Origin of the sequence: Streptomyces sp. NPDC047886, assembly GCF_043204435.1 — a bacterium.
Taxonomy (GTDB): Bacteria; Actinomycetota; Actinomycetes; order Streptomycetales; family Streptomycetaceae; genus Streptomyces.
The window spans coordinates 386,070-410,192 of the sequence record NZ_JBIDCF010000001.1; the positions used below are offsets into that span (position 1 = coordinate 386,070).

Below are 24,123 nucleotides of genomic sequence, written 5' to 3' on the forward strand. Positions count from 1 at the left end.
CCCCGCCCGTACCCGGTGCCGCCCGGCCGGCCCGCGCGCCGTGCTACAGCAGCGTCCTGAGCCGGTCCGCCAGGAGGTCCCAGCGCCACTTCTCCTCGACCCACGCCCGCCCGCGCTCGCCCATGCGGCGGCGCAGCTCCGGGTCCTGCAAGAGCGTCACGATCCGGTCGGCGGACTCCTCCGGAACACCGCCGCGCACGACCCAGCCGGTCTCGCCGTCCAGTACGGCGTCGGGGGCGCCGCCCGAGTCGCCCGCGACCACCGGCAGACCGGTCGCGGACGCCTCCAGGTAGACGATGCCGAGCCCCTCGACGTCCAGGCCGCCCCTGCGGGTCCTGCAGGGCATCGCGAAGACGTCGCCGGCCCCGTAGTGCGCGGGGAGCTCGCCCCAGGGGACCGCGCCGGTGAACCGTACGGAACCGGCCACGCCCGTGTCCCGCGCCAGGGCGCGCAGCTGCTTCTCGTACGGGCCGCCGCCGACGATCAGCAGGACGGCGTCCGGGACCTTCGCCAGGATCGCGGGCATGGCCCTGATCAGGGTGTCCTGGCCCTTGCGCGGCACCAGCCGGGAGACGCAGACGACGACCGGGCGGTCCGCGAGGCCGAGCCGGCCGCGGATCTCGTCGCCGCCCGAACCGGGGTGGAACGTCTTCTCGTCGACGCCCGGCGGCAGCTGGACCATGCGCCCCGCGGCCTCGGGTGTGAGCGCCGCGGCGATGCGGGAGCGCGTGTACTCGCCGAGGTAGGTGATCGTGTCGGTGCCCTCGCCGATCCGCCGCAGCAGCCGCCGCGCCCCGGGCAGCTGCGCCCAGCCGGCCTCGTGGCCGTGCGTGGTGGCGACCAGCCGCCGCGCGCCCGCCCGGCGCAGCGCGGGGGCCATCAGCCCGAGCGGGGCGGCGGCGCCGAACCACACCGACGCGCAACCGTGCTCGCGCAGCAGCGCGACGGCCCGGTCGGTGACGCGGGGCGTGGGCAGCAGCATCGTCGTACGGTCGCGGACCACGGTGAAGGGCTGATCGGCGTCGAACGCGGCGGTCGCGGCGGCGCCCTCCCGGCCCCGCTTCCAGGTCGACGCGTACACGACGACCCGATCGGGGTCGAGTCTGAGCGCGATGTTGTGCAGAAACGCCTGAATCCCGCCGGGCCTGGGCGGAAAGTCGTTCGTTACGATCAAGGTCTTGTGCATCGCTGCCGACAGTACCGAACGGCACGGCCGCACCGCTCGGCACAGCCCCCGCCCGGCACCACCCACGCCGGGCGAACGACAGCGAATACCGACGTACGCCCACGGACACGGACGAGGTAGGCATGAAGCTTCTGAGCGGTATACGGCCCGCGATCGCCGCCTGGCTGCTCACCAGAACCCTTCTCCTGCTCTTCGTCTTCAAGGTCGTCGTCGTGCCCGGCCCCGACGTCACCACGGACGTCTCGGTGATCTACCGGGGCTGGTACGACGTGCTGAGCGGCGGCACGTACCCGCTGGACGACGTCACCTGGCAGTACCCGCCGGCGGCCGCCCTCGCGATCCTCTCCCCCGGTCTGCTGCCCTTCCTGGACTACGCGTCGGCGTTCTTCCTGCTGGCCTTCGCCTGCGACGCCGTGGCCTTCGGCCTGCTGGCGTACGCGGGCGGCCGGCCCGGCAAGACCCGCGCGGGCGCGTGGGTGTGGATCGCGGGCGTCCCACTGCTCGGCCCCACGGCGTACGCCCGCTACGACGTGATGGTCACGGCCGTCGCCGTCGCCGCCCTGCTGGCCGGGGCGCGCCGCCCGGGTGCCCTGGGGGCCCTGGCCGGGTTCGGCGCGCTGCTGAAGGTGTGGCCCGCGCTGCTGCTGGTCGGCACGGCGCGCGGCCGGGTCATACGGCGCTCCTGGGCCGCCGCCGCGGCCGCCGGGGTCGGCGTGCTCCTCCTGTGCATGGCCGCCATGCCGGGCGCGCTCGCGTTCCTCACCTTCCAGCGGGACCGGGGCACCGAGGTGGAGTCGCTGGGCGCGCTCGTCTTCCACGTGGCACGGTACTTCGGGGGCTGGGAGGGCGAGATACGGCTCAACTACGGCTCGGTGGAGTTCCTCGGCCCGTACGTCCCCCTGGTCAGCAGGGCCGCCCTGCTGCTGACCGTCCTCGCCTTCGGCTGGCTGCTGCTGTGGCGGCTGCGGGCCCGGGAGTTCGGCCCGTCGACGCTCGCCGACGCCGCCTTCGCGGCGGTGCTGCTGTTCACCACGACGAGCCGGGTGATCAGCCCCCAGTACATGCTGTGGCTCGTCGGTCTCGCCGCCGTGTGCCTGGTGTTCCGGGCGAGCCGGATGCGGACGGCGGCCCGGCTCGTCCTGGTGGCCACCGGAGTGACGCTGCTGGAGTTCCCCGTCTGGTTCTCGCACGTCGTCGACAGCGACGCGGGCGGGCTGCTCCTGCTCTTCGCCCGCAACGGCCTGCTGGTCGCGGCGAGCCTGACCGCCTGCCGGCAGCTGTGGCTCCAGACCGTCACGGAGCCGCGCCTGCGGGCCACCGCCGACCGAGCGCCCGCGCCGGTCGTCCACGCCTCGGCGGCACCCCGCGAGGAGGCGCTGCTCAGCCGAGCTCCCGGCGCAGGTGGTCCCGCCAGTCGCGGCTGAACTCCTCCGGCGTGGTCGACAGCACCTGGCCCAGCGCCTTCTCCACCGCGCCCTCCCGCCGGGGATGCGCGCCCACCGCCCGGTAGAACTCCGTCAGCTTCGCCTCGCCCCACCGTTCGGCGATCAGGTCGCACGCCAGCCAGCCGGACTCGTACGCCCGCGCGAGCGCGTCGGCGTCGCCGCCGAAGGCGAAGTCCCCGTCCTCGGGCAGCGCGGCCGGCACGTCTCCCGCGACGACGGCGCGGTGCAGCTCGGGGGCGTTCTGCGCGGCGGTGCGCTCGGTGCCCCGGTACGCCACCCAGTCGGCGAAGCCCTCCGACAGCCACAGCGGCGTGGCGGCCGACGTGTGGGCCCTCGTCGCCACATGGACGGTCTCGTGGGTGAGGACGACTTCCCGCCCGAACGCGCCGAGCACGCCGTACGCGTCGGGGTTGACGATCACGCGGTCGGCCGGTGTCCCGGCCCCGCCGCCGACCCGGCCCGTGGTGACCGCGGCGATGCCCCGGTACGCGGCCCCGGGTTCGCCGAGCAGTTCGCCCATGGCGTCCACGGACCGCGGTACGAGCACCACCACGCGCCCGGCCCACCGCTCGTGCCAGGCGTCCGAGACGGCGGGCACCGCCCGGTCGGCGACCGCGGCGACGGCGCGGAGCCGCTCCTGGTCCTGGCCGACACCGAGGACCAGGCTGCGCCGACCCCGGACGACCTCGACGGCGCCCTGCTGCCACAGCTGGCGGGCACCGCCCGCCGCGGGCCGGTCGCCGGTGACGGCCCACTCGCCGTCGCGCCGGGCGAGCTCCAGCACGCGTTCGCCGGTCACCGGGCCCTCGTCGTAGCCGGTGACACGGTGGGACAGCTCGGCCCGCACGGTGGCCAGGTCACCGGTGCGGCGCACCGACGTCACCCGGTACGACCAGGAGCTGAGCGGCACGTCGGCGAGGTTCGCGAACTCGCGGGCGGCCGGGTCGTGCGGGGACGTGGCATGGGCGAGCACGGCGGCGGCGCGGCGGTCCAGCGCCGACTGGATGGCGCGGGTGTCCGCGTCGGGCGGCGCGGCGCCCGGGGCCGTGCAGCCGGTGAGGAGGACGGCTCCGACGGCGGCGAGGGCGACCAGGGCGCGGCGGACGCCGTGGACGGTGAAAACGGAGCCGAAGGAGCCGGAGGGCACCCGGCGGGCGCGGCGGCCCCGGAGGGTCCCGCCCCGCTGTTCACACCGCTGTCCCTGTCCGGCCATCCCCCGATCGTACGGTCGGACCGGGCCGGTGCCCCCACTCCGTCACGCCCGGTCCCTCACACCCGGGTGACCGCCGAGACGGGCATCATGCCGACGGGGTCGTAGCGCACGGGGGCGCCCGGGTACGGGGCGTGCACGACCTGGCCGTTGCCCATGTACATCGCGACATGGCTGGCGTCGGAGCGGTAGGTCACCAGGTCGCCGGGGCGGGCCTGGGAGAGCGGGACGTGCCGTCCGGCGTTGCGCTGGCCCTGCGAGGTGCGCGGCAGGCTCACGCCCGCCTGCGCGTACGACCACTGCATCAGCCCGGAGCAGTCGAACCCGGACGGCCCCGTGGCGCCCCACACATAGGGCTTGCCGACCGCCGAACGCGCCGCCATCACGGCGGCGGCCGCCCGTGAGGAGGCCGCCTCGCCGGACAGCGACGGCAGCGCCCCGTCGCTCCGGTCCCCGGAGCGGGAGGCCCGGTCGAAGGCGTCGCGCTCGTCGTCGGGCAGGGCGTTCAGCAGGGCGCGCGCCTCGGCGAGCTTCTTCTCCACCGTGCGCTTGTGGCGGGCGACGGCCGCCCGGCTGCGCTCCAGCTCGGCGAGGGCGCCGGTGGCCTCCGCGCGTTCCTGGGCCAGCTTGCGCTGTGCCCGCTGGAGGTCGGCGAGGGCGTCGGCCTGCCGCTCGCTGATCCGGTCGAGGACGGCCGCCTTGTCGAGGTACGTGTCGGGGTTCTCGGACAGCATGAGCGCGAGCGCCGGGTCGATGCCGCCGGAGCGGTACTGGGCGCCGGCCACGGAGCCGAGCGCGCCGCGCATCCGGTTGATGCGCTCCTGGCCGCGGGCGACGCTGTCCTGGGCGCGGGAGACCTGCTCGCGGAGGAGGTCGGCGCGCTCGTCGGCCTCGTTGAACGCCTCGGTGGCCTTCTCCGCCTCGGCGTAGAGCCGGTCGACGCCCGCCCTGGTGGCTTCCAGGCTGTCGCCGGGTTCGGCGTGCACCGGGGCGGCGCCGAACGCGGCGGCCGCGGTGGCCGCCGCGGCCGACAGGACGGTGACCTTCGCGCTGTGGGTGAGACCCGGGTGTGAGGACCGGCGATGGGACGCCACGGACCGCGCTCCCTTCCGCTGTACGCGTGTACGCGTGTGCGCAGGCTTTGCCGCCGCACGCAGGCTGTTGCGGAGGCAGACAGTAGCCGGGCGACCACGGCGGGGCCAAAGACCCCGTGGGGCACGCGAAATGACGTCCCGCCGGGAGAACACAGGTCACCGGCGGGGCGCGGCGTCAGTCTGGAGGGCGGTAATTCGCCCGAACGGGCGCGCTTGAGGCGCGTCCCGGGTGTGTCGGGCGCGTTCGGAGGGAAACGCGGGTCAGATGCGCACGCCGAACTGGAAGGTGCCCATGTAGTTCATGGACTCGTAGCGGACGACCGCGCCCGGCTTCGGGGCGTGCAGGATCGTGTTGTTGCCCGCGTACAGGCCCACGTGCGACAGGCTGTTGAAGAAGACCAGGTCGCCCGGCTTGAGCTGGCTGCGGCCGATCTTCGTGCCGTCGTTCTGCTGGGTGTAGGTGGTGCGGGAGATGGCCACACCGGCCTGGCGGTACGCCCACTGGGTCAGGCCCGAGCAGTCGTACGAGTTGGGGCCCTCGGCGCCGGACACGTACGGCTTGCCGAGCTGTGTGGCGGCGGCGTTGAGGGCGGCGGCGCCGCGCTGGGAGGCCGGGACCTCGTTGCCGAGGTTCACGCGCTCGCCGGCGGCGCGGCTGGCGCGCTGCTCCTCCTCCTGCATCTTCCGCCGTTCCTCGGCGGTGAGCGTGTTGAGGAGCCGCTGCGCCTCGGCGAGCTTGCCCTGGAACTTCTTCTTCTTCTCGCCGAGGGTCTTGCGCACGTCCTCCAGGTCGGCGAGCTTCGTCGTCGCCTCGGCGCGCTGCTGGGCCAGGGTGCGCTGCTTGGCCTGGATGGCCTCCAGCGTCTCGGCCTGCTTGGCGCTGAGCTGGTCGACGGCGGACGCCTTGTCGAGGTAGGTGTCCGGGTCGGAGGAGAGGAAGAGCTGGAGGGACGGGTCGATCCCGCCGGAGCGGTACTGGGCGCTGGCCACCGAACCGATGCCGTCGCGGAGGGTGTTGAGCTCCTCCTGGCCACGGGCCACCTTGTCCTGGAGGGCGCTGATCTCCTTCTGGAGCTTGCCCCGGCGTTCCTCGGCCAGGTTGTACTGCTCCGTGGCCTCCTCGGCCTCGTGGTGGAGCTTGTCGACCTTCGCCTTGACCTCGTTCTTGCTCGGCGTCGGATCGGCCTGAGCGGTCTGGGAGGTGAGGGCCACGGCCGCGGCGGCGGTGGCGGTGAGCACGGTCACACGGGTGCGGCTCGGCTGCTTGGGTCGACGGTGGGACGCCACGGAGGCGAGCTCCTTCTTCCTCTGAGCCGCCAGCCGGGCTGTGGGGGTCGCTGCCCCGGCTCCGCGCTTCTCGTCCGGCTCCCCCGTGAAATCGAGTCCGAACCGCGCGGATTAGGCGGTTCCTTCGCTGTCGCCCCGGATGGGCGATCAACCGCGCGAAGGTTCGACCTGACCTTAGTGACCGAGCTGTGATCAGTTCAAATCCTCATAGGAAAATTCTCACCCAGGAGCAACTTTCTTTCCCGCCGCCCCACGCTGCGTCATGGGCAGTTGACGGTACGTCCCACCACCGCCCCCTCAATCCGGGCATCAGGCCCAGGGGTTACGAAACGCGCGAAAGCCGCTTCAGCAGCAAGGCGGACGCGACGGGCCTGGCACCGGACTTCGCGACACCGTCGGCGACCTCGCGGTCCGTGGAGACCACCACCACGGGACGGCCCGGCGGCTCCGCGCGCACCAGCTGACGGATCAGCTCGTCCGCCGTCACCCCCGGCTTGGAGAACAGCACCCGCACCCCGCGCGGCGGCGCCAGCAGCACCGGCGCGGCCAGCTCCGCACCGTCGAAGACGCAGGTGACCTCCGCCCCGGAACGGGCGGCCAGCGCGGACAGCCCGCCGAGCAGCCGCAGCCGCTGCTTCTCCAACGGCATCGTCGGATAGCCGGTCTTGGTGACGTTGTAGCCGTCCACCACCAGATGCGCCTGCGGCAGGGCCAGCAGCTGGTCCAGGAGCGCCGGATCGGTCTCCGACAGGGCCCGCGCCGCGATGTCCTTGGGCGACATCCGGCCCGGCTCCACCGCGTCCACCGTGTCCGCCGGGCGTACCGAGACGGGCGGCAGGGCCAGCTCACGGCGCAGCCCCTGCGCGGACTCCAGCACGGTGTCCAGCAGCAGCCGCACCCGCATGTCCTCCACCGAGCGTCCCTCGCGGGCGGCCCGGCGGCTCGCCTCAAGCGCCGCCTCGGTCTCGCCGAGCCGCGCCTTCAGACGGCGGGTCTCGCTCTCCGCGGCGGAGACCTGGGCGGCCGCCTCGGCCCTGATCGCGTCGATGTCGGCGTGGGTACGGCGCAGGGCCGCTTCACCGCGCTTCACATCGCTCTGCGCGCTGCGCAGCTTGCGCTGAAGCGATTCGGCATCCCTGCGCGCCGTGTCCAGCTCGGCCCGCAGCCGCTCCGTCTCGGCCCTGGTGTGCGCCCGTGCCTCGGCGAGCTCCTCGCGCAGCCGCTCCAGCTCGCGCCGCCCCGCCTCGTCGGCCCGTTCGGCGTCCGCCCGCTGGGCCTCCTCACCGGCGGCGGCGACCAGCTTGACCCAGCCAGCGGGACGCAGCACATAGGCGGCCGCCGCCACGTCGACGGGGTCGGCGGCGGCCGGCGGAGCACCGGACTCGACGGCCGAGGCCAGCTCCGGCTGCCCGTCCCTGACCCGCTCGCCGATCCGCTGCCGGAACAGCGGGTCGCTCTCCAGGGCGGCGGCCATCGCGTTGCCGGCGAACTTGGCGCGCCTGCTGGGCGTGAACCGGGCGTACTGGCGCAGCGGGGCGGGCAGCTCGGCGACCGTCAGACCACCGAAGGCGTCGGAGACGAGGGCGACGACCCGGCGCCGCACCCCTTCGGGGAGCGGGCGGTCGAGCGCCTCCGCGGCGTCGGCGGCCGCACCGGCCGACTCAGCGTCGCTCGCGGGCTGCTCCACGATCCGTCACCCCACTACCCGTCCGTTCTCGCTCCGCCGGACCGCTTCCGTCAGGAAGAGGCGCCCGGCCTGTCCACCAGCTCCACCTGGTCCACCGCGTTGCACCACCGGCAGCGGACGGACTCGATGGTCTCACTGACCACCTCGCGCTCCTCCACCTTGGGCTCGCCCGCCAGGTCCAGATGGACGTACTCCACGACCTTGGACGACCGTGTCACGTCGAAGCGCGTCAGGTTGCCGCACAGCGTGCAGCGCCAGCGGGTCTCGGCGGTCGGCAGGGGAACCGTGGTCATGGTGAGCGTCCTTTTCTCGTGCCGTGCCAGGTGCGGGTGCCGCGGTGCGCCGTCGGACTGCGGTGGTCCCCGGGGTACGCCCGTAACCCTACGGCCTCCCGGGTACCCCCTGTGCGGGTGGAGTCGCAGGTTCCGGTGAGGCCGCTCCGCGCCTCGGCGAGGCGCTCTGTCCGGCTCCCGACCCGTACGTCATGATCTGTACGTGATCGATTGGCGGGGAGCGGCCCGGGGCGCGGTCACGGGGCCCACGGTGACGTACGGAGTGATCGGTGTCTGCTTTGTCATCTTCGTCATCGGGCCGGCGTCCGGGCTGAACGCCTCGTACGGCACGGGTGACGCGCTGCTCGGGGCGCAGACCGCGTACTTCCGGCGCTGGGGCATCGTGCCCGCGGAGCTGATGAGCGCGTCCCCCGACGCCCTGCTCAGCCCGTTCAGCGCGCTGTTCGTGCACGGGAACTGGCTCCATCTGCTGGGCAACATGCTGTTCCTCTTCGTCTTCGGCGCGATGGCCGAGGAGCGCATGGGGCACGTGGAGTTCGGCCTCTTCTACGCCGGCTGCGGCTGCCTGGCGCTGCTGGCGTACGCGGCGGCGCACGCGGGCAGCGAACAGACTCTGGTGGGCGCTTCGGGGGCGATCTCGGGAGTGCTCGGCGCCTTTCTGTATCTGTTCCCCAGGGCGCGGGTCACCAGCCTCTTCCCGTTCCTGTTCTTCCTGCCGCTGCGGTTCCCCGCGTGGCTGGTGCTGATCTTCTGGTTCGTACTGCAGTGGCTGGCCGCGCGGGGAGCGGGCAGCGGGCCGGGCGTCGCGTACCTGGCGCACCTGGTGGGCTTCGGTGTGGGGTTCGTCTACGCGTGGGCCCGGTACGGCCGTACGGCGGCCGCGATTCCCGGGGGATAACCCCCGGACCCCCAGCAAGTAGGCTTGAGGCGCCAGCAGCGGCCACCGAGAAAGAAGGACGCCCGTGATCACCGCGATCGTGCTCATCAAGACCAGCGTGGACCGCATTCCGGAGATCGCGGAGTCGATCGCCTCCCTGGAGAACGTCAGCGAGGTCTTCTCCGTCACGGGTACGTACGACCTGATCGCCATGGTCCGGGTCGCCCGCCACGACGACCTGGCGGATGTCATCCCCGGCCGGATCAGCAAGATCCCGGGCGTCGAGGCGACGGACACGCACGTGGCGTTCCGTACGTACTCGCAGCACGACCTGGAGGCCGCGTTCGCGATCGGCCTCGACGCGTAGGCCGTCGCTCCGTCACTCTCTCGTTCCGTCGTTCCAAGGTCACCTGCACGGGGGAACCGCGCACGGCCACGGCCCCGGTTTCATGAAGAAGCCCTCATCCTCCGCTCATCCGGGCGGGCCCGCCGGGCCGCCAGGATGGCTCCATGGCCTTCACCCGTCGCATGGTGACCCTCGCCGCGGTCGTCGCCGTCCCGGTCGGCATCGCCGCCGCCAGTTACGCCCTGAACGAGGCGCCCGAGCAGCCCAGGGTGCCGCCGCCGGTACGGCTGGAGGCGACACCGCGCCCACCCGGCAGCCCGTCGCCCGGTGTGATCCCCGACGGCCCGCCGCGCGCCGTACCGTCCGCCGCGCCACCGCCCACCGCCGTGCCACCGGCCACCGCGCCACCGTCCGCCGCCGTGCCCTCCGCGGCAGGCCCGTCCGCGACCGGCCCCTCCCCCCGCACGACGGCCCCCCGCCCCGGCACCGGGGCGGGACCCGCGCCCGGCAGGACACCGGCACGGACGCCCACGGACACGGTCGTACCGGCGCCGCCGGTCACCGGGGACGACGACGATGACGACCTGGAGGACTGAGCGCCCCATCTCCGCCCGGGTACGGATCCTGCTCTGGCTGCTGCTGGTGATGGGCACCGCCCTCGCGGCCGTCGCCATGATCACCCGGTCGATCCTGCTCCGCGACGTCGACCACCGGATCAGCATGATCCTCACCCAGGAGACCCGCGAGTTCGCGAGCTTCGTGGACCAGGGCGTCGACCCGGGCACGGGGAACCGCTTCACCGAGCCCCGCAGACTGCTCCAGGTGTTCCTGCAGCGCCAGTACTCCGACCCCGACGAGGAGCTGCTGGGGCTCACCCGCGCCCCGTCGGGCCACGTCCCGGACGTGCTGCGCCAGCCCCGCGACCTGCCGGGCGGCAGCGGCCTCGCCCTGTACCGCGACCGGTCCGCGCTCGCCCGGATCTTCGCGTCCGACGCCCGCTCGGGCATCCTGTTACGGCCACAGGGCGAGGTGCGCTGGGCCAAGGTGGCCATCGAACCGGCGGGGCCCGGCGCGCCGGGCGCGTTCGTCGTCGCGTTCCACGCGGACGCCGAACAGGCCATCGCCGCCGAGGCGTTCCGTACCCAGCTCGCCATCTCCGGCCTCGCGCTGCTGCTGACGACCGGGATCGGCTGGGCCGTCGCGGGCCGCATCCTCGCCCCGGTACGCGTGGTCCGCAAGGCCGCGGCGGAGCTCACCGAACAGGACCTGACCCGGCGCATCCCCGTGCAGGGCCGCGACGACATCGCCGCGCTCGCCGAGACGTTCAACGCCATGCTGGACCGGCTGGAGGGGGCGTTCGCCGTACAGCGGCAGTTCGTGGACGACGCGGGGCACGAACTGCGCACCCCCATCACCATCGTGCGCGGCCATCTGGAGCTGATGGGCGACGACCCGGCCGAGCAGCGCGAGACCGTACGGCTGGTCACCGACGAACTCGACCGGATGAGCCGCATCGTGGAGGACCTGCTGCTCCTGGCCAAGGCGGAACGCCCCGACTTCGTGGCCCCCGAGCCGGTCCAGGTCGCCGAACTGACCGCCGACGTCTATGTGAAGGCCCGCGCCCTCGGCGAGCGCACCTGGATCCTGGACGGGGTGTCGGAGCGGGAGGTGCCGCTCGATCCGCAGCGCGTCACCCAGGCGATGGTCCAGCTCGCGCAGAACGCCGTCCAGCACACCGCCCCCGGCGACCCCGTACGGATCGGCTCCCGGGACGCCCCGGACCGGGTCGAGCTGTACGTCGCCGACAGCGGGCCCGGCGTCGCACCGGCCGACGCCGAGCTGATCTTCGAGCGGTTCCGGCGCGGCACGACCCGCCGCCCGGCCGGGACCAGCGGCGCCGGTCTCGGCCTGTCCATCGTGCGGGCCATCGCCGAGGGCCACCGGCGGGGCCGGGTCGAGCTGCGGCCCACACCCGGCGGCGGCGCCACGTTCGTACTCGTACTTCCCGTCCCGGAGGAGATCCCGTGAACCGCATCCTGATCGCCGAGGACGAGGAGCGCATCGCCTCCTTCGTGGAGAAGGGCCTGCGCGCCAACGGCTTCACGACGAGCGTCGCGAGGGACGGCGACACCGCCCTCGACCACGCCGTCACCGGCGGCTTCGACCTGATGGTGCTGGACATCGGCCTGCCGGGCCGGGACGGCTTCACCGTACTGCGCCGGCTGCGCGAGGCCCGGGTGACGGTGCCCGTGATCGTGCTGACGGCACGGGACTCCGTACGGGACACCGTGGCCGGCCTGGAGGGCGGCGCCGACGACTGGATGACCAAGCCGTTCCGGTTCGAGGAACTCCTCGCACGGGTCCGGCTGCGGCTGCGCACCGCCGCCCGCGCACCGGAGGTGACGGTGCTCCGAAGCGGCGACCTGGGCCTCGACCTGCGGACCCGGCGGGCACGGGTGGAGAACAGGACCGTCGATCTGACCGCCCGTGAATTCGTGCTGCTGGAGTTCTTCCTGCGCCACCCGGGCCAGGTGCTGTCGCGTGAGCAGATCCTGTCGCACGTCTGGGGGTACGACTTCGACCCCGGCTCCAACATCGTGGACGTGTACGTCCGCGCCCTGCGCAGGAAACTCGGGGCGCGGCGGCTGGAGACCGTACGGGGCATGGGGTACCGCATGCCGTGACGGGCCGTGCCGGGCCGGAGGCCGTGACGCTCCCCGGACCCTGACGCCGTGACGGTCCCAGGACCCGTACGCCGCGACGGTCGCCGGACCCGGACACCGCGACGCCCGGCCCTGGCGGCCCCGCGCCGCCACCCGCCACCCGTCGCCCACCGCCCCCGTACATGAAGCGGCTTTCACCGAGCGCTCATACACCGCTCACGGCGGGTGACCAGACTGATCGTCGTGTCCCTCTCTCCCAGCCGGGCGGTCTGGCTGTGCGCGGGCCTGAGCGTGTGCGCGCTGCTCGCCGTGCCGTCCAACTTCCCCGGCCTCGGCGGTGACGCCCGGCTGACGCTCGGGGTGTTCACCCTCGCCACGCTGGCGTGGATCGTCGCGCCCGTCGACGACACGTTCGTCGCGCTCGGCGCGAGCCTGGTCCTCGTCACCACCGGGGTGATCAGCGGCGAGACCCTGTTCGCCACCCTCGGCGACGCCACGATCTGGCTGCTGATCTGCGCGTTCGTCCTCGCCTCCGCCACCGCGGGCACCGGCCTCGCCACCCGCGCGGCGGCGTTCCTGCTGAGCGGTGCCCGTACGGTGCGCCAGCTGGTCCACCTCACCACGGCCGCGCTCGTGGTCACCTCGTTCGCCGTGCCCGCCACGTCCGGGCGGGCCGCCCTCGTCCTGCCCGTGTTCCTCACGCTGGCCGAGGTGCTGGCGGAGCGCCGGCGCCTGGTGGTGATGCTCGCGCTGCTCTTCCCGACGGTCGTCCTGCTCTCCGCCGTCGCGACCCTGATCGGCGCGGGCGCCCATCTCATCACCGTCCATGTGCTGGCCGAGCAGACCGGCGAACGGATCGGGTTCGTCCAGTGGCTGCTGCTCGGCCTGCCGCTCGCCGTCGTCTCCTCCCATCTCGCCGCCGAGGTCGTCCTGTTGACGACCACCACCCGGGCCGACCGGCGGGCCCCGGTGTCGCTCACCGCCGCGCGTGTCGCACGACACTCCCCCACCCCGGTCGGCGGGCCCCTGTCCCCGGCCGAGGCACGGTGCGTCCTGCTGCTCGCGACGGTGGTCGCGCTGTGGTGCAGCGAGCCCGTCCACCGGGTGCCGCCCGCGCTGGTCGCCCTGATCGGCGCGGTGGTCGCCGCGTCACCGGCGCTCGGCACGGTACGGCTCAAGGACGCGCTGCGGACCGTGCCGTGGCCGCTGCTGCTGTTCATGGCCGCGACCATGGCGATGGGCGTCGCCCTGGCCGACTCGGGCGCGGCCGGCTGGCTGGTGGGCGCCCTGCCGGCGCACGCGCCGCCCTGGCTGTTCCTGACGGTCGTCGTGGCCGTCAGCACGGCCGCGCACCTGGTCCTGCAGTCCCGCTCCGCCCGCTCGACGGTGCTGGTGCCGCTGGTCGTCGCCGCGGCCGCCGCGTCGGGGGTCAACCCGGCGGCCGCCGCGCTGGCCTCCACCGCCGCCGCGGGCTTCTGCCACACCCTGCCCGCGTCCGCGAAACCGGTCGCGCTGTTCGCCGACGTACCGGACGGCGTGCCCACCTACACACCGCGCGACCTGCTGCGCCTGTCCGCCGTGCTGGCCCCGCTCACCGCCGCCCTGGTCCTCTTCTTCGCCCTCACCGTCTGGCCGCTGCTCGGCGTGCCCGTCCTCCTGGAGACCCAGCCATGACCCCGTCAGGTACGCCGTACCGCATCGCCGTCGCCCCCAGCGGCTTCAAGGAGTCCCTGTCGGCGCGGGAGGCCGCCGACGCCATCGCCGAAGGGGTGCTGCGCGTGCTGCCGGCGGCCGAGCTCGACCTGCTTCCGCTGGTCGACGGCGGCGAGGGCACGGCCGAGGCGCTGGCCGCCGCGACCGGCGGGCGGCTCGTACCGCACACCGCGACCGGGCCGCTGGGCGACCCCGTGGACAGTCACTTCGCGCTCCTCGGCTGCGGGACCGCCGTCGTGGAGATGGCCGCCGTCGCGGGGCTCCGCCTGGTGCCGCCCGACCTGCGGGACCCCGGCGCCACCACCACGTACGGCGTCGGCGAGCTGATCCGCGCCGCCCTGGACGCCGGGGCGCGCCGCGTCCTCGTCGGCTGCGGCGACTCCGGTACGTCGGACGGCGGCGCGGGCGCCCTGCAGGCCCTCGGGGTGGGGCTGTACGACCGGGCGGGGCGCGACCTGCCGTACGGCGGGGCGGCGCTGGCGGAGCTCGCCGTCCTCGACCCCGGCGGCCTCGACCCCCGGCTGGCGGACACCGAACTCCTCGTCGCCTGCAACCCGTACAACGTGCTGTGCGGTGAGCGCGGCGTGGCCCGGGTCTTCGGCCCGCAGAAGGGGGCCACGCCCGAGCGCGTGGAGCAGTTGTCGGCCGCCCTGGAGCACTGGGCGGCCGCGCTGACGGAGGCGTTCGCCCCGGGTGTCGACCTGCGCGGGGCGCCCGGCACCGGGGCGTCGGGCGGGCTGGGCGCCGGCCTCGCGGCGGTGGGCGCCCGGCTGCTGCCCCGGTTCGACGTGCTGCTGGACGGGCAGGACGGCCTGGACCTGGACGCCAGGCTCGCCCGCGCCGACCTCGTGATCACCGGGGAGGGCGCCATCGACGGGCAGACCGTACGCGGCAAGATCCCGGCGGAGGTCGCGCGCCGCGCCCGTGAGGCGGGCGTCCCGGTGCTCGCCCTCGCGGGAGTGATCGGCGACGGCGCGCACGAGGCGCGCGGGGCGGGCGTCGACGCCTACGCGACGATCGTGCCCGGCCCCGTGCCGCCGGCCGAGGCACTGCGGCGGGCCGCCGAGTTCCTCACCGACGGCGCCGAACGGGCCCTGCGGACCGTGCTGTTGGGCACCCGGCTGGTCAGCCCCGGTCGGGCACGCAGCGCCCGTCCTCCGTACGGTAGTTCCACCGGGCCCCGTCCCGTACGAGCTCCGTCACGGCCCGAACGAACCGGTCGACGTGCTCGTCCGGCGTCCCCACCCCGAAGCTGACCCGGATCGCGTTCAGCGACTTCTCGCCGGGCGCCGCCTCGGGCGCACCGCACTCGCCGACCTCCCGCGCGGTGCCGCCCAACAGGGTCCGCACCAGCGGATGGGCGCAGAACAGTCCGTCGCGGACGCCGATGCCGTACTCGGCGGAGAGCGCCGCGGCGAAGTGCGAGCTGTTCCAGCCCTCCACGACGAACGAGAGGACGCCGACGCGCGGCGCCGCGTCGCCGAACAGCGACAGCACCCGCACCCCGGGGACCCGGGCCAGGCCCGCGCGCACCCGGGCGATCAGCTCCCGTTCGCGCCGTACGAGCGTGTCGAACCCGGCCTCGGTGAGCGCCTTGCAGGCGGAGGCGATCGCGTAGGCGCCGATGACGTTCGGCGAACCGGCCTCGTGGCGGGCCGGGGTGGTGTGCCACTCCACGTCGACGCCGCCGTCCGCGCGCCGCGCGACCTTCCGCGACGCACCGCCACCGGCGAGGTACGGCGGGGCGGCCGTCAGCCAGTCCGCACGGCCGGCCAGCACCCCGGAGCCGAACGGGGCGTACAGCTTGTGCCCGGAGAACGCGACCCAGTCCACGTCCAGGCGGGCGATGTCCACCGGGTGGTGCGGGGCCAGCTGGGCGGCGTCCAGCACGATCCGCGCGCCGTGCGCGTGGGCGGCCGCGGCCAGCTCCCGCACGGGCCACAGCTCGCCGGTGACGTTGGAGGCGCCGGTGACACAGACCAGCGCGGGGCCGTGGGGCTCGCGGTCGGCGAGGGCCCGCTCCAGCGTCTCGACCGCCTGGGCGGGTGTGCGCGGCGCGTCGAGGCAGGTCACCCGGGCGTCCCGCCAGGGCAGCAGCGACGCGTGGTGCTCGGTCTCGAAGACGAAGACCTGGCAGTCGGCCGGCAGGGCGGCGGCGAGCAGGTTCAGCGAGTCGGTGGTCGACCGGGTGAACACGACCTGGTCGCCGGGGCGGCAGCCGAGGAACTCGGCGACGGTCGTCCGGCTGTTCTCGAACAGGTCGGTGGACAGCTGCGACAGGTACCCGGCGCCCCGGTGGACGCTGCCGTAGTAGGGCGCGTACGCGGCGACGTCGTCCCACACGCGCTGGAGGGCGGGGGCGCTGGCCGCGTAGTCGAGGGCCGCGTAGGTCACCTCGCCGCCGGTCACCAGCGGCACGGTGACGTCCCGTCCGAGAACGGGCAGGGTGCCTTCGCGCCCGGGCTCGTCGGTGGCGGCGGGTTCGGCGTGGTCGGCGGGGGTTGCGGGGCCGGCGGCGACGGTGGCGGCGGTCGCGGGGGCGACGGCGGTCACGGTGACGGCGGTGGTGGTCGCGGTGGCGAGGTCGGCGGGGCTGGCGGCGGTGGCGGCGTTCGGGTACGCGGACATGGCGGTATCTCCCGGCGGGACAAGGCGGAATGGCTTCGTGAACCCGTACGGCAGGGGCCGGTCGGCGGCCGCTTCCGGATACGGGGGTGCCTCGACGCACGGGCCGGGACGCACAGCGCCGCCCGCGCGGAGGAGGGTGAAGTAAGGGGCCGGTCAGCCCTATCGCATTCGCTTGCTCACGAGACTGCTCCCTTGAGGACCAGGACCCCAGGGCAGGCAGGGGTCCGCGCTTGCCGCAGACCTCGCTGCCTGCGGCCTGGTCTTCACCCGGGGCACCCCGCCACGGACGGAGGGTTGCCGGACAGCGGGCCGGGGCCGTAATCGCTGTCACTCATGACCTTGAGGAGCATCCTGCCACATGCCAGGGAACGCGCAAGGCGCGGTCCGCGATCCGGACCGCGCCCCGCGTCGCACCGCGCCGGGTCAGGCGTTGCTCGCCGCGACCCACCGGTCCAGGGTCCGCCGGGCCGCACCCGAGTCGATCGAGTCGGCGGCCTTGGCGATGCCCGCCCGGATCTGCTCGGCCAGCGGCGCGTCCGTCGGCTCCAGGGCCACCAGCGCCGCCGCCGAGTTGAGCAGCACCGCGTCCCGTACGGGTCCGGTCTCACCGGCCAGCAGCCGGCGCGCCACATCGGCGTTGTACGAGGCGTCGGCGCCGCGCAGGGCCTCCACCGGCACCAGGTCGACGCCGACGTCCCGCGGGTCGAAGGTCTCCTCGCGGACCGCTCCGTCACGAACCACCCAGACGTGTGAGGTGGCCGTGGTGGTCAGCTCGTCCAGGCCGTCGTCACCGCGGAACACCAGCGCCGACGAGCCGCGGTCGGCGAGCACCCCGGCGAGGATGGGCGCCATCCGGGCGTCGGCGACACCGGTGGCCTGCGCCCGCACCTTGGCCGGGTTGGTGAGCGGCCCGAGGAAGTTGAACGTGGTCCGGATGCCCAGTTCCCTGCGGGCGGCCGCGACATGGCGGAGCGCCGGGTGGAACTTCACGGCGAAGCAGAAGGTGATCCCGGCCTCCTCGGCGACCTCCGCGACCCGGCGCGGGGTGAGCTCCAGGTTGACGCCGAGCTTCTCCAGGACGTCGGAGGCGCCGGAGGCGGAGGACGCGGCCCGGTTGCCGTGCTTGACGACCTTCGCGCCCGTGCCGGCGACGACGATCGCCGACATGGTGGAGATGTTGACGGTCTTGGCGCCGTCGCCGCCGGTGCCGACGATGTCGACGGACGGTCCTGGGACCTGGATCACCCGGGCGTGCTCGTACATGGTCCGTACGAGGCCGGAGATCTCGTCGACGGTCTCGCCCTTGGCCCGCAGGGCGACGGCGAAGCCGGCGATCTGCGCGTCGGTGGCCTCGCCGCTGAGGATGCGCTCCATCGCCCAGGCGGTCGCGTCGGCGTCGAGGTCCTGCCCGGACAGCAGGGCGTCGAGGACCAGGGGCCAGGAGCGGCCCGCCGCGGTCTGGCCTCCAGCGGGGTTCACAGCGCTCATGGTCGCTCCTGGGTCCGTACGGAATGAGACGGTCACCACCCTATCGAGCCGTAAGGACGGCAAAGAGCCCCGTCCGGTGATTGGACGGGGCTCTCGCCGTGGCGACCTGCAGGTCGGAGGATCAGTGGTGGCCGTGGCCGCTGCTGATCTCCTTGTACTCCTCGACCGTGGCCTTGGGGATCTGGTTCCCCTCGCCGAAGTAGCCCTTGCTCAGCTTGGCGCGGAGCTTCTGGCCGCGGGTCGGCTTGCGCTCGACGCCGTTCTCGTCGACCGTCGGGCCGATCTCGGCGGGCGTGTACTGCTCGTGCGTGGTGAGCGCGTGCAGCTGTGCCTGGCTGAGCGGCTCGTGGACCTCCACGAACTCACCGTGCGGCAGCCGCTTGATGATGCCGGTCTCGCGACCGTGCAGCACCTTGTCGCGGTCCCGGCGCTGGAGGCCGAGGCAGATGCGCTTGGTGATGATGAACGCGATGACCGGTCCGGCGAAGAAGAAGATCCGGACGAACCAGGTGATCGCGTTGATCGACATGTGGAAGTGGGTGGCGAAGATGTCGTTGCCACCACCGACCAGCATGATCATGTAGGCCGTGATCCAGGCGACACCGAGGGCGGTCCGGGTCGGGGCGTTGCGCGGGCGGTCCAGCAGGTGGTGCTCGCGCTTGTCCCCGGTGATCCAGGACTCGATGAACGGGTAGACCGCGATCGCCGCGAGCATCACACCGAAGAGGACCAGCGGGATGAAGACGCCCAGGACCAGCGTGTGGCCCCAGATGTTGATCTCCCAGCCCGGCATCACACGGATCAGACCCTCGGCGAAGCCCATGTACCAGTCGGGCTGGGCGCCGGTGGACACCATGTCGGGGCGGTACGGGCCGAGGGCCCACACCGGGTTGATGGTGAACAGCGCGGCGATGATCGCGATGACACCGAAGACCAGGAAGAAGAAGCCTCCGGCCTTGGCCATGTAGACCGGCAGCAGCGGCATGCCGACGACGTTCTTGTTGGTCCGGCCGGGACCGGGGAACTGCGTGTGCTTGTGGTAGAAGACCAGGATCAGGTGGGCCACCACGAGGCCGAGCATGATGCCCGGCAGCAGCAGGATGTGGATCGAGTAGAACCGGGCCACCATGTCGTGGCCGGGGAACTCGCCGCCGAACAGGAACATCGAGATGTACGTGCCGACGATCGGCGTGGCCAGGATCGCGCCCTGGGTGAAGCGGACACCGGTGCCGGAGAGCAGGTCGTCCGGGAGCGAGTAACCGGTGAAACCGGTGAACATGCCGAGGACGAACAGCAGGAAGCCGAACAGCCAGTTGATCTCACGCGGCTTGCGGAACGCGCCCGTGAAGAAGACGCGCATCATGTGCACGAACATGCCCGCGAGGAAGATCAGCGCGGCCCAGTGGTGGATCTGCCGGATGAGCAGACCACCGCGGACGTCGAAGCTGATGTCCAGCGTCGAGGCGTACGCCTCGGTCATGCGGATGCCCTGCATCGGCACGTACGAGCCGTGGTACTCGATCTCGTTCATGCTCGGGTGGAAGAACAGCGTCAGGTACACACCCGTGAGGATGATGATGATGAAGCTGTAGAGGCAGATCTCACCGAGCATGAAGGACCAGTGGTCCGGGAAGATCTTCCGCATGTTGGCCTTGGCCAGCGAGTAGATCCCCAGCCGGCCGTCGGCCCAGTCGGCCACCCGCTCACCGGCGGGCGCCTTCCGGTTCGTCTCAGTTGCGGTCGTGGTGCTCATCCGCGCTCCCAGAATGCAGGACCGACGGGCTCGTCGAAGTCGCCGAGCGCCTCGAGGAAGCCCTCGTCATTGACGCCGATCCGCAGCTGCGGAAGGGCGTGACCGGCCGGGCCGAAGATGACGCGGGCGCCGTCGGAGAGGTCGAAGGTGGACTGGTGGCACGGGCAGAGGACGTGGTGGGTCTGCTGCTCGTACAGGGAGATCGGGCAGCCCACGTGGGTGCAGATCTTCGAGAAGGCCACGATGCCCTCGTGGGACCACTCGAGCTCGCGCTTGTCCTTGATGTCGGCCGGCTGGATCCGGACGATCATCAGGGCGTCCTTGGCGATCTTGTTGTTGAAGTCGTGGTCGTCGTCCTCCAGGCCCTCGGGCTTGGCGAAGGTCAGCGAACCGACGGCGACGTCCTCGGGGCGGAGCGGCTCGTTGGTGTTCATGTTGATGAGCTGCTTGCCCCTGGCCCAGGACGTCTTGCGGAGCTTGTCCTCGGGCAGCGGGCCCAGGTCGCGCAGCAGCACCACACCGGAGAGCGGCACCATGGCCAGCGCGCCGAACATCGTGTTGCGGATCAGCTTGCGCCGGCCGAGGGCGGACTCCGCCGCACCGTCCGCGAAGTCGGCCATGACCTTGGCCTTGACCTCGGGCGCGGCCTCGATGGCGTGCCGGTCGTCGGCGACCTCGACGTCCGACATCAGCGTGCGGGCCCAGTGGACCGCGCCGGCGCCGATGCAGAACAGGGAGACGCCGAGCGTCAGACCGAGCGACAGGTTCAGGCTGCTGACGTGGCCGAGCGGCCACACGTACACGATCTGGTCGACCGGGAAGATCACGAACGAGGCGATGAAGCCGATCGTGGCCAGCATCGACAGGGTGAACAGCAGGGCGACCGTGCGCTCGGAGCGCTTGGCGGCCCGCTCGTCGATGTCCTGGACACGGGGCTTGTGGGGCGGCAGCCCCGGGTCGGCGAAGGGGTTCTCGGCGACCGCCGTGCCGTGTGCGGTGTCCTGCTCGGAGGGCAGGCTCTCTTCTGAAATCTCTTGGCTACTCATGACTTCTTGGCCTTAGCGGTGTGGGCCGCGACCCAGACGGCGACAGCGATGAGGGAACCCAGACCGAAGATCCAGCCGAACAGGCCCTCGCTCACCGGTCCCAGACCGCCGAGCGCGAAGCCGCCGGGGCTGGGCGTCTCGTCACCGTTGACGGTCTTGATGTACGCGATGATGTCCTTCTTCTCCTTCTCCGGCATCGTGGTGTCGGGGAAGGACGGCATGTTCTGCGGGCCGGTCTGCATGGCCTCGTAGAGGTGCTTCTCGCTCACGCCCTCCAGGCTCGGGGCGTACTTGCCCTTGGTCAGGGCACCGCCCTCACCGGTGAAGTTGTGGCACTGGGCGCAGTTGTTGCGGAACAGCTCGCCACCGCGCGCGATGTTCGCGCCCTCGGGGCTGTACTGCTTCTCGGTCGGCGTGATCGGACCGGCGCCGAGCGACGCGACGTACGCGGCGAGCTGGTCGATCTCGGCCTGCGTGTAGATGTTCTTCTTGCGCGGCACCTGGGCGCCCGGCTGCTGCGCGGGCATGCGGCCGGTGCCGACCTGGAAGTCCACGGCGGCCGAGCCGACGCCGACCAGCGGCGGACCGTCGGACGTGCCCTGACCGCCGGTTCCGTGGCAGCTGGCGCAGCCGACGGTGTAGAGCTTCTTGCCCTCCTCGATGGCGAGGGACTGGGCGGTCTCATCGGCCTGCGCCTTGCCCGCGGGCGCGAGCGCGGCGTACAGCCCCCCAGTGGCCGCCAGCGCGAGGAGTAGGACGACGACCGCCGCCAGCGGATGGCGTCGTCGTGCGGAGAGCTTTTTCACGGATTACCCCGGTGTCAGGATCTTCTGCGTCGATGCTTGCTGGATGTCGGGCCTGGTGCCCGATTACTTGATCATGTAGATCGTGGCGAAGAGGCCGATCCAGACGACATCGACGAAGTGCCAGTAGTAGGACACGACGATGGCGGCGGTTGCCTGCTCATGAGTGAATCGCTTGGCGGCGTACGTCCGGCCCAGGACCAGCAGGAAGGCGATGAGGCCGCCCGTCACGTGCAGGCCGTGGAAGCCGGTGGTCAGGTAGAACACGGAACCGTACGGGCCGGAGGACAGGGACATGCCCGCGTCCTTGACCAGCTCCGTGTACTCCAGGACCTGGCCGCCGATGAAGATCGCACCCATGACGAACGTGATGATGAACCACGTGCGGAGCTTCTTCACATCACCGCGCTCGGCGGCGAACACGCCGAGCTGACAGGTGAGCGAGGAGAGCACCAGGATCGTGGTGTTCGTCGCCGAGAACGGGAAGTTCAGGTGTTCCGCCTGCTCGGACCAGTATTCGGCACCCGTTACCGATCGCAGGGTGAAGTACATCGCGAAGAGGGCCGCGAAGAACATCAGCTCGGAACTCAGCCAGATGATGGTTCCGACGCTGGTGAGGTTCGGCCGATTGACCGACGGGTGCGCGTGCCCGGTTTCTACTGTCGTTGCTGTCGCCACGACCGACATTATGTCGGTCGCTTATCCCGCCCTCACTCCGGGGGGTGCCGTTCGGAGTGTCCGCGGTGTCCACACGGGTCACGAGCTGAGCCGAACGGCCCATCGAAGGGGTGTCCGAACCGGTGTTGACAAGGAGTCGGACGGAGTAGCATCCGCCGCATCGGTTACCGAGCATTGCCGCTGACGAACTCGGAGGAACCATGCAGTCGAGCGCCACCGTACTGGTCTACAGCGACGACGCGAACACCCGCGCGCAGGTGCGGCTGGCGGCCGGGCGCAGGCCCGCGGCGGACGTTCCCCCGGTCGAGTTCATCGAGTGCGCGACCCTGCCCGCCGTCCTCACGGCCCTGGAGAAGGGCGGTGTCGACGTCTGCGTGCTGGACGGCGAGGCGGTCCCGGCCGGCGGCATGGGCGTGTGCCGGCAGATCAAGGACGAGATCTTCCGCTGCCCGCCGGTGCTGCTCCTGATCGGCCGCCCGCAGGACGCCTGGCTGGCCACGTGGAGCCGGGCGGACGCCGCGGTGACCCACCCGGTGGACCCGGTCGAGTTCGCCGACGCCCTGGCCGCGCTGATCCGCTCCCGCCTGTCCGTGGAGGCCTGACCCGCGGCCCCGGGCAGTCACTCCCTAGACGGCCGGCCGCAGGCGGGCGGAGTCCGCCGGGCCGGCGCCGTCGCGGGTGTCGGCGATGACGGCGCTGCCCTTGCGCCACTTGTCCCACGGGACGTTCCAGTCGCCGAAGCCGTTCCCGAACGGGTCCATCTCGTTGCCGATGCTGTTGACGACGGTGACGAGGTCGCCGCGGCGCACGTTCTCGTAGAACCAGGCGGCGTTGTCGGTGGACATGCCCACGCAGCCGTGGCTGACGTTGGCGTACCCCTGCGAGCCGACGGACCACGGTGCCGCGTGGACGTACTCGCCGCTCCAGGTGACCCGGGTGGCGTAGTACACGGGCAGGTCGTAGGACTCGCTGCTGCCCGCGGCGATGCCGACGGTGGTACTGCGCATCCGTACGAAGTACTCCTTGCCGAGCACCACCTTGACGCCGTTGCGGGTGGAGAAGCCGGGCTTGCCGGTGGTCACCGGAATGGTGTTGATCACTTTTCCGTTCCGCTTGACCGTCATCCGGTAGGCGGCCGCGTCGGTGATGGCCTCGACCCGGTCGCCGATGGTGAGCCTCAGGTCCTTCACGGGCGCGCCGTAGAGGTCACGCGCGACCTTGACGCCCGCCAGGTTGCTGGTCGCGGTGACGGTCGCGCCGACGGGCCAGTACTCCTTCGGGCGGAAGTGCAGCTTCTTGTCGTCCACCCAGTACCAGGAGCCCGTCACCGCCGGCGTGGAGCGGACCTTCAGGGAGCGCTCCACGACCGCCCTGGCGGCCTTGGAGGTCACCGGGGCGCTCAGTTCCGCCGTGATGGGCTGTCCGACGCCGTACTTGCCCGCCTCCGGGCCGAATTCCACCTTCAGCACCTTCTTGGCCGGTGCCGTCTCGAACGTCAGCGTACGGCTGCCGGGGGCGCCCGAGCCGTTCTCGGTGGCGACCTTGACGGTGTAGCGGCTGCCGGCCGTCAGCGAGCCCGTGGAGCGCCAGCGGCTGCCGTCCGCGGCGAGCTCGCCGGCCAGGTGGTGTCCCGCCTCGTCGACGGCCGTGACGTCCGTGATGCGCCCGTCCCCGCCGTTGGCGGTGATCTCCAGGGGCTTGTCGAGCGCCGCCTTGCGGTCGGTGCCGGGCCCGTTGAACGAGATCTGGCGGGCCGCGTCGTACGGGCGGGCGGACAGCGGATGGCCGTCGGGGCCACCGCACGCGGTCGCGCTCGCCCCGGCGGCGACGACCAGCAGGGTGCAGCTGAGGACTATGCGGGGGCGCGGCGTCTGGCTCATAACCACACCGTAGGAACGGCTGTCGACCCCGGCACGCCGGATGACG

21 protein-coding genes, 1 pseudogene and 1 riboswitch are annotated in these 24,123 nt (G+C 72.6%); of the genes and pseudogenes, 9 read left to right on the forward strand and 13 right to left on the reverse strand.

Going from position 1 to position 24,123, the window contains the following annotated elements; genetic code table 11:
• Positions 1 to 43 precede the first annotated feature (43 nt).
• Entirely contained in the window at positions 44 to 1,186 is a 1,143-nt protein-coding gene (locus ACGF5U_RS01740; RefSeq protein WP_392713865.1) for a glycosyltransferase family 4 protein, read from the reverse strand.
• Positions 1,187 to 1,308: 122 nt separating this feature from the next.
• Between ACGF5U_RS01740 and ACGF5U_RS01745 the strand changes: the two genes are divergently transcribed.
• Complete coding sequence (locus ACGF5U_RS01745; protein WP_392713864.1) at positions 1,309 to 2,610, forward strand: glycosyltransferase 87 family protein; 1,302 nt, start codon at positions 1,309 to 1,311, stop codon at positions 2,608 to 2,610.
• Here ACGF5U_RS01745 and ACGF5U_RS01750 read toward each other — a convergent pair.
• The 5 genes from ACGF5U_RS01750 to ACGF5U_RS01770 all read right to left on the reverse strand — a co-directional run bounded on the left by ACGF5U_RS01750 (position 2,567) and on the right by ACGF5U_RS01770 (position 8,202).
• Positions 2,567 to 3,844 carry a hypothetical protein gene (locus ACGF5U_RS01750; protein WP_392713862.1) on the reverse strand — a complete coding sequence of 426 codons (1,278 nt, stop codon included), beginning with the start codon at positions 3,842 to 3,844 and terminating at the stop codon, positions 2,567 to 2,569. The two genes, ACGF5U_RS01745 and ACGF5U_RS01750, sit on opposite strands and share 44 nt — an antisense overlap.
• A 56-nt stretch (positions 3,845 to 3,900) precedes the next feature.
• Positions 3,901 to 4,935, reverse strand: coding sequence for an NlpC/P60 family protein (locus tag ACGF5U_RS01755; protein WP_392713861.1), 1,035 nt, complete (start codon positions 4,933 to 4,935; stop codon positions 3,901 to 3,903).
• A 261-nt stretch (positions 4,936 to 5,196) separates the two neighbouring features.
• On the reverse strand, positions 5,197 to 6,222 hold the full coding sequence (locus ACGF5U_RS01760) for an NlpC/P60 family protein (RefSeq protein WP_392713859.1): 1,026 nt from the start codon (positions 6,220 to 6,222) through the stop codon (positions 5,197 to 5,199).
• Positions 6,223 to 6,544: 322 nt separating this feature from the next.
• On the reverse strand, positions 6,545 to 7,909 hold the full coding sequence (locus ACGF5U_RS01765; protein WP_392713857.1) for an NYN domain-containing protein: 1,365 nt from the start codon (positions 7,907 to 7,909) through the stop codon (positions 6,545 to 6,547).
• 50 nt (positions 7,910 to 7,959) lie between these two features.
• Complete coding sequence (locus ACGF5U_RS01770) at positions 7,960 to 8,202, reverse strand: hypothetical protein (RefSeq protein ID WP_392713855.1); 243 nt, start codon at positions 8,200 to 8,202, stop codon at positions 7,960 to 7,962.
• A 202-nt stretch (positions 8,203 to 8,404) separates the two neighbouring features.
• On the opposite strand from ACGF5U_RS01770, the gene ACGF5U_RS01775 reads away from it, so the two are divergent.
• The 7 genes and pseudogenes from ACGF5U_RS01775 to ACGF5U_RS01805 form a co-directional block, all read left to right on the forward strand.
• Positions 8,405 to 9,100 (forward strand): rhomboid family intramembrane serine protease, encoded by a 696-nt coding sequence (locus ACGF5U_RS01775; protein ID WP_392713854.1) that lies wholly within the window; start codon positions 8,405 to 8,407, stop codon positions 9,098 to 9,100.
• Positions 9,101 to 9,164: 64 nt separating this feature from the next.
• Entirely contained in the window at positions 9,165 to 9,446 is a 282-nt protein-coding gene (locus ACGF5U_RS01780; RefSeq protein ID WP_126882976.1) for an Lrp/AsnC family transcriptional regulator, read from the forward strand.
• Positions 9,447 to 9,589: 143 nt separating this feature from the next.
• Complete coding sequence (locus tag ACGF5U_RS01785; RefSeq protein ID WP_392713852.1) at positions 9,590 to 10,021, forward strand: small hydrophilic protein; 432 nt, start codon at positions 9,590 to 9,592, stop codon at positions 10,019 to 10,021.
• The gene (locus tag ACGF5U_RS01790) at positions 10,002 to 11,453 is read left to right on the forward strand and encodes a sensor histidine kinase (RefSeq protein ID WP_392713850.1); all 1,452 of its coding nucleotides are present in this window, start codon (positions 10,002 to 10,004) and stop codon (positions 11,451 to 11,453) included. The genes ACGF5U_RS01785 and ACGF5U_RS01790 overlap by 20 nt, the downstream gene beginning before the upstream one ends.
• The gene (locus ACGF5U_RS01795; protein WP_392713848.1) at positions 11,450 to 12,109 is read left to right on the forward strand and encodes a response regulator transcription factor; all 660 of its coding nucleotides are present in this window, start codon (positions 11,450 to 11,452) and stop codon (positions 12,107 to 12,109) included. The genes ACGF5U_RS01790 and ACGF5U_RS01795 overlap by 4 nt, the downstream gene beginning before the upstream one ends.
• Before the next feature lie 222 nt (positions 12,110 to 12,331).
• A complete protein-coding gene (locus ACGF5U_RS01800) occupies positions 12,332 to 13,762 on the forward strand; it encodes an SLC13 family permease (protein ID WP_392713846.1) in 1,431 nt (476 codons plus the stop codon).
• Positions 13,759 to 14,943 (forward strand): annotated as a pseudogene (locus tag ACGF5U_RS01805) (glycerate kinase); the annotation flags it as partial. The gene ACGF5U_RS01800 and the pseudogene ACGF5U_RS01805, both read left to right, overlap by 4 nt.
• Here ACGF5U_RS01805 and ACGF5U_RS01810 read toward each other — a convergent pair.
• The 6 genes from ACGF5U_RS01810 to ACGF5U_RS01835 form a co-directional block, all read right to left on the reverse strand.
• Positions 14,927 to 16,429 carry an aminotransferase class V-fold PLP-dependent enzyme gene (locus ACGF5U_RS01810; protein ID WP_392713845.1) on the reverse strand — a complete coding sequence of 501 codons (1,503 nt, stop codon included), beginning with the start codon at positions 16,427 to 16,429 and terminating at the stop codon, positions 14,927 to 14,929. The pseudogene ACGF5U_RS01805 and the gene ACGF5U_RS01810 overlap by 17 nt on opposite strands.
• A gap of 221 nt (positions 16,430 to 16,650) precedes the next feature.
• A riboswitch (SAM riboswitch) is annotated at positions 16,651 to 16,768 on the reverse strand.
• An 84-nt stretch (positions 16,769 to 16,852) separates the two neighbouring features.
• On the reverse strand, positions 16,853 to 17,917 hold the full coding sequence (gene trpD, locus ACGF5U_RS01815) for an anthranilate phosphoribosyltransferase (RefSeq protein ID WP_392713843.1): 1,065 nt from the start codon (positions 17,915 to 17,917) through the stop codon (positions 16,853 to 16,855).
• A 121-nt stretch (positions 17,918 to 18,038) separates the two neighbouring features.
• A complete protein-coding gene (locus tag ACGF5U_RS01820) occupies positions 18,039 to 19,670 on the reverse strand; it encodes a cytochrome bc complex cytochrome b subunit (RefSeq protein ID WP_392713841.1) in 1,632 nt (543 codons plus the stop codon).
• On the reverse strand, positions 19,667 to 20,716 hold the full coding sequence (locus ACGF5U_RS01825) for a Rieske 2Fe-2S domain-containing protein (protein WP_392713839.1): 1,050 nt from the start codon (positions 20,714 to 20,716) through the stop codon (positions 19,667 to 19,669). The genes ACGF5U_RS01820 and ACGF5U_RS01825 overlap by 4 nt, the downstream gene beginning before the upstream one ends.
• Entirely contained in the window at positions 20,713 to 21,522 is an 810-nt protein-coding gene (locus tag ACGF5U_RS01830; RefSeq protein WP_392713838.1) for a c-type cytochrome, read from the reverse strand. Before ACGF5U_RS01830 ends, ACGF5U_RS01825 begins: the two co-directional genes overlap by 4 nt.
• A 63-nt stretch (positions 21,523 to 21,585) precedes the next feature.
• Positions 21,586 to 22,206 (reverse strand): heme-copper oxidase subunit III, encoded by a 621-nt coding sequence (locus ACGF5U_RS01835; protein ID WP_392713836.1) that lies wholly within the window; start codon positions 22,204 to 22,206, stop codon positions 21,586 to 21,588.
• Positions 22,207 to 22,397: 191 nt separating this feature from the next.
• Here ACGF5U_RS01835 and ACGF5U_RS01840 point away from each other — a divergent pair, with 191 nt between their 5' ends.
• On the forward strand, positions 22,398 to 22,799 hold the full coding sequence (locus tag ACGF5U_RS01840; RefSeq protein ID WP_392713834.1) for a hypothetical protein: 402 nt from the start codon (positions 22,398 to 22,400) through the stop codon (positions 22,797 to 22,799).
• 24 nt (positions 22,800 to 22,823) lie between these two features.
• Here the strand turns inward: ACGF5U_RS01840 and ACGF5U_RS01845 are convergent, their stop codons facing one another.
• Positions 22,824 to 24,077, reverse strand: a complete 1,254-nt coding sequence (locus ACGF5U_RS01845; RefSeq protein ID WP_392713832.1) for an Ig-like domain-containing protein — start codon at positions 24,075 to 24,077, stop codon at positions 22,824 to 22,826.
• Between the last annotated feature and the right edge of the window lie 46 nt (positions 24,078 to 24,123).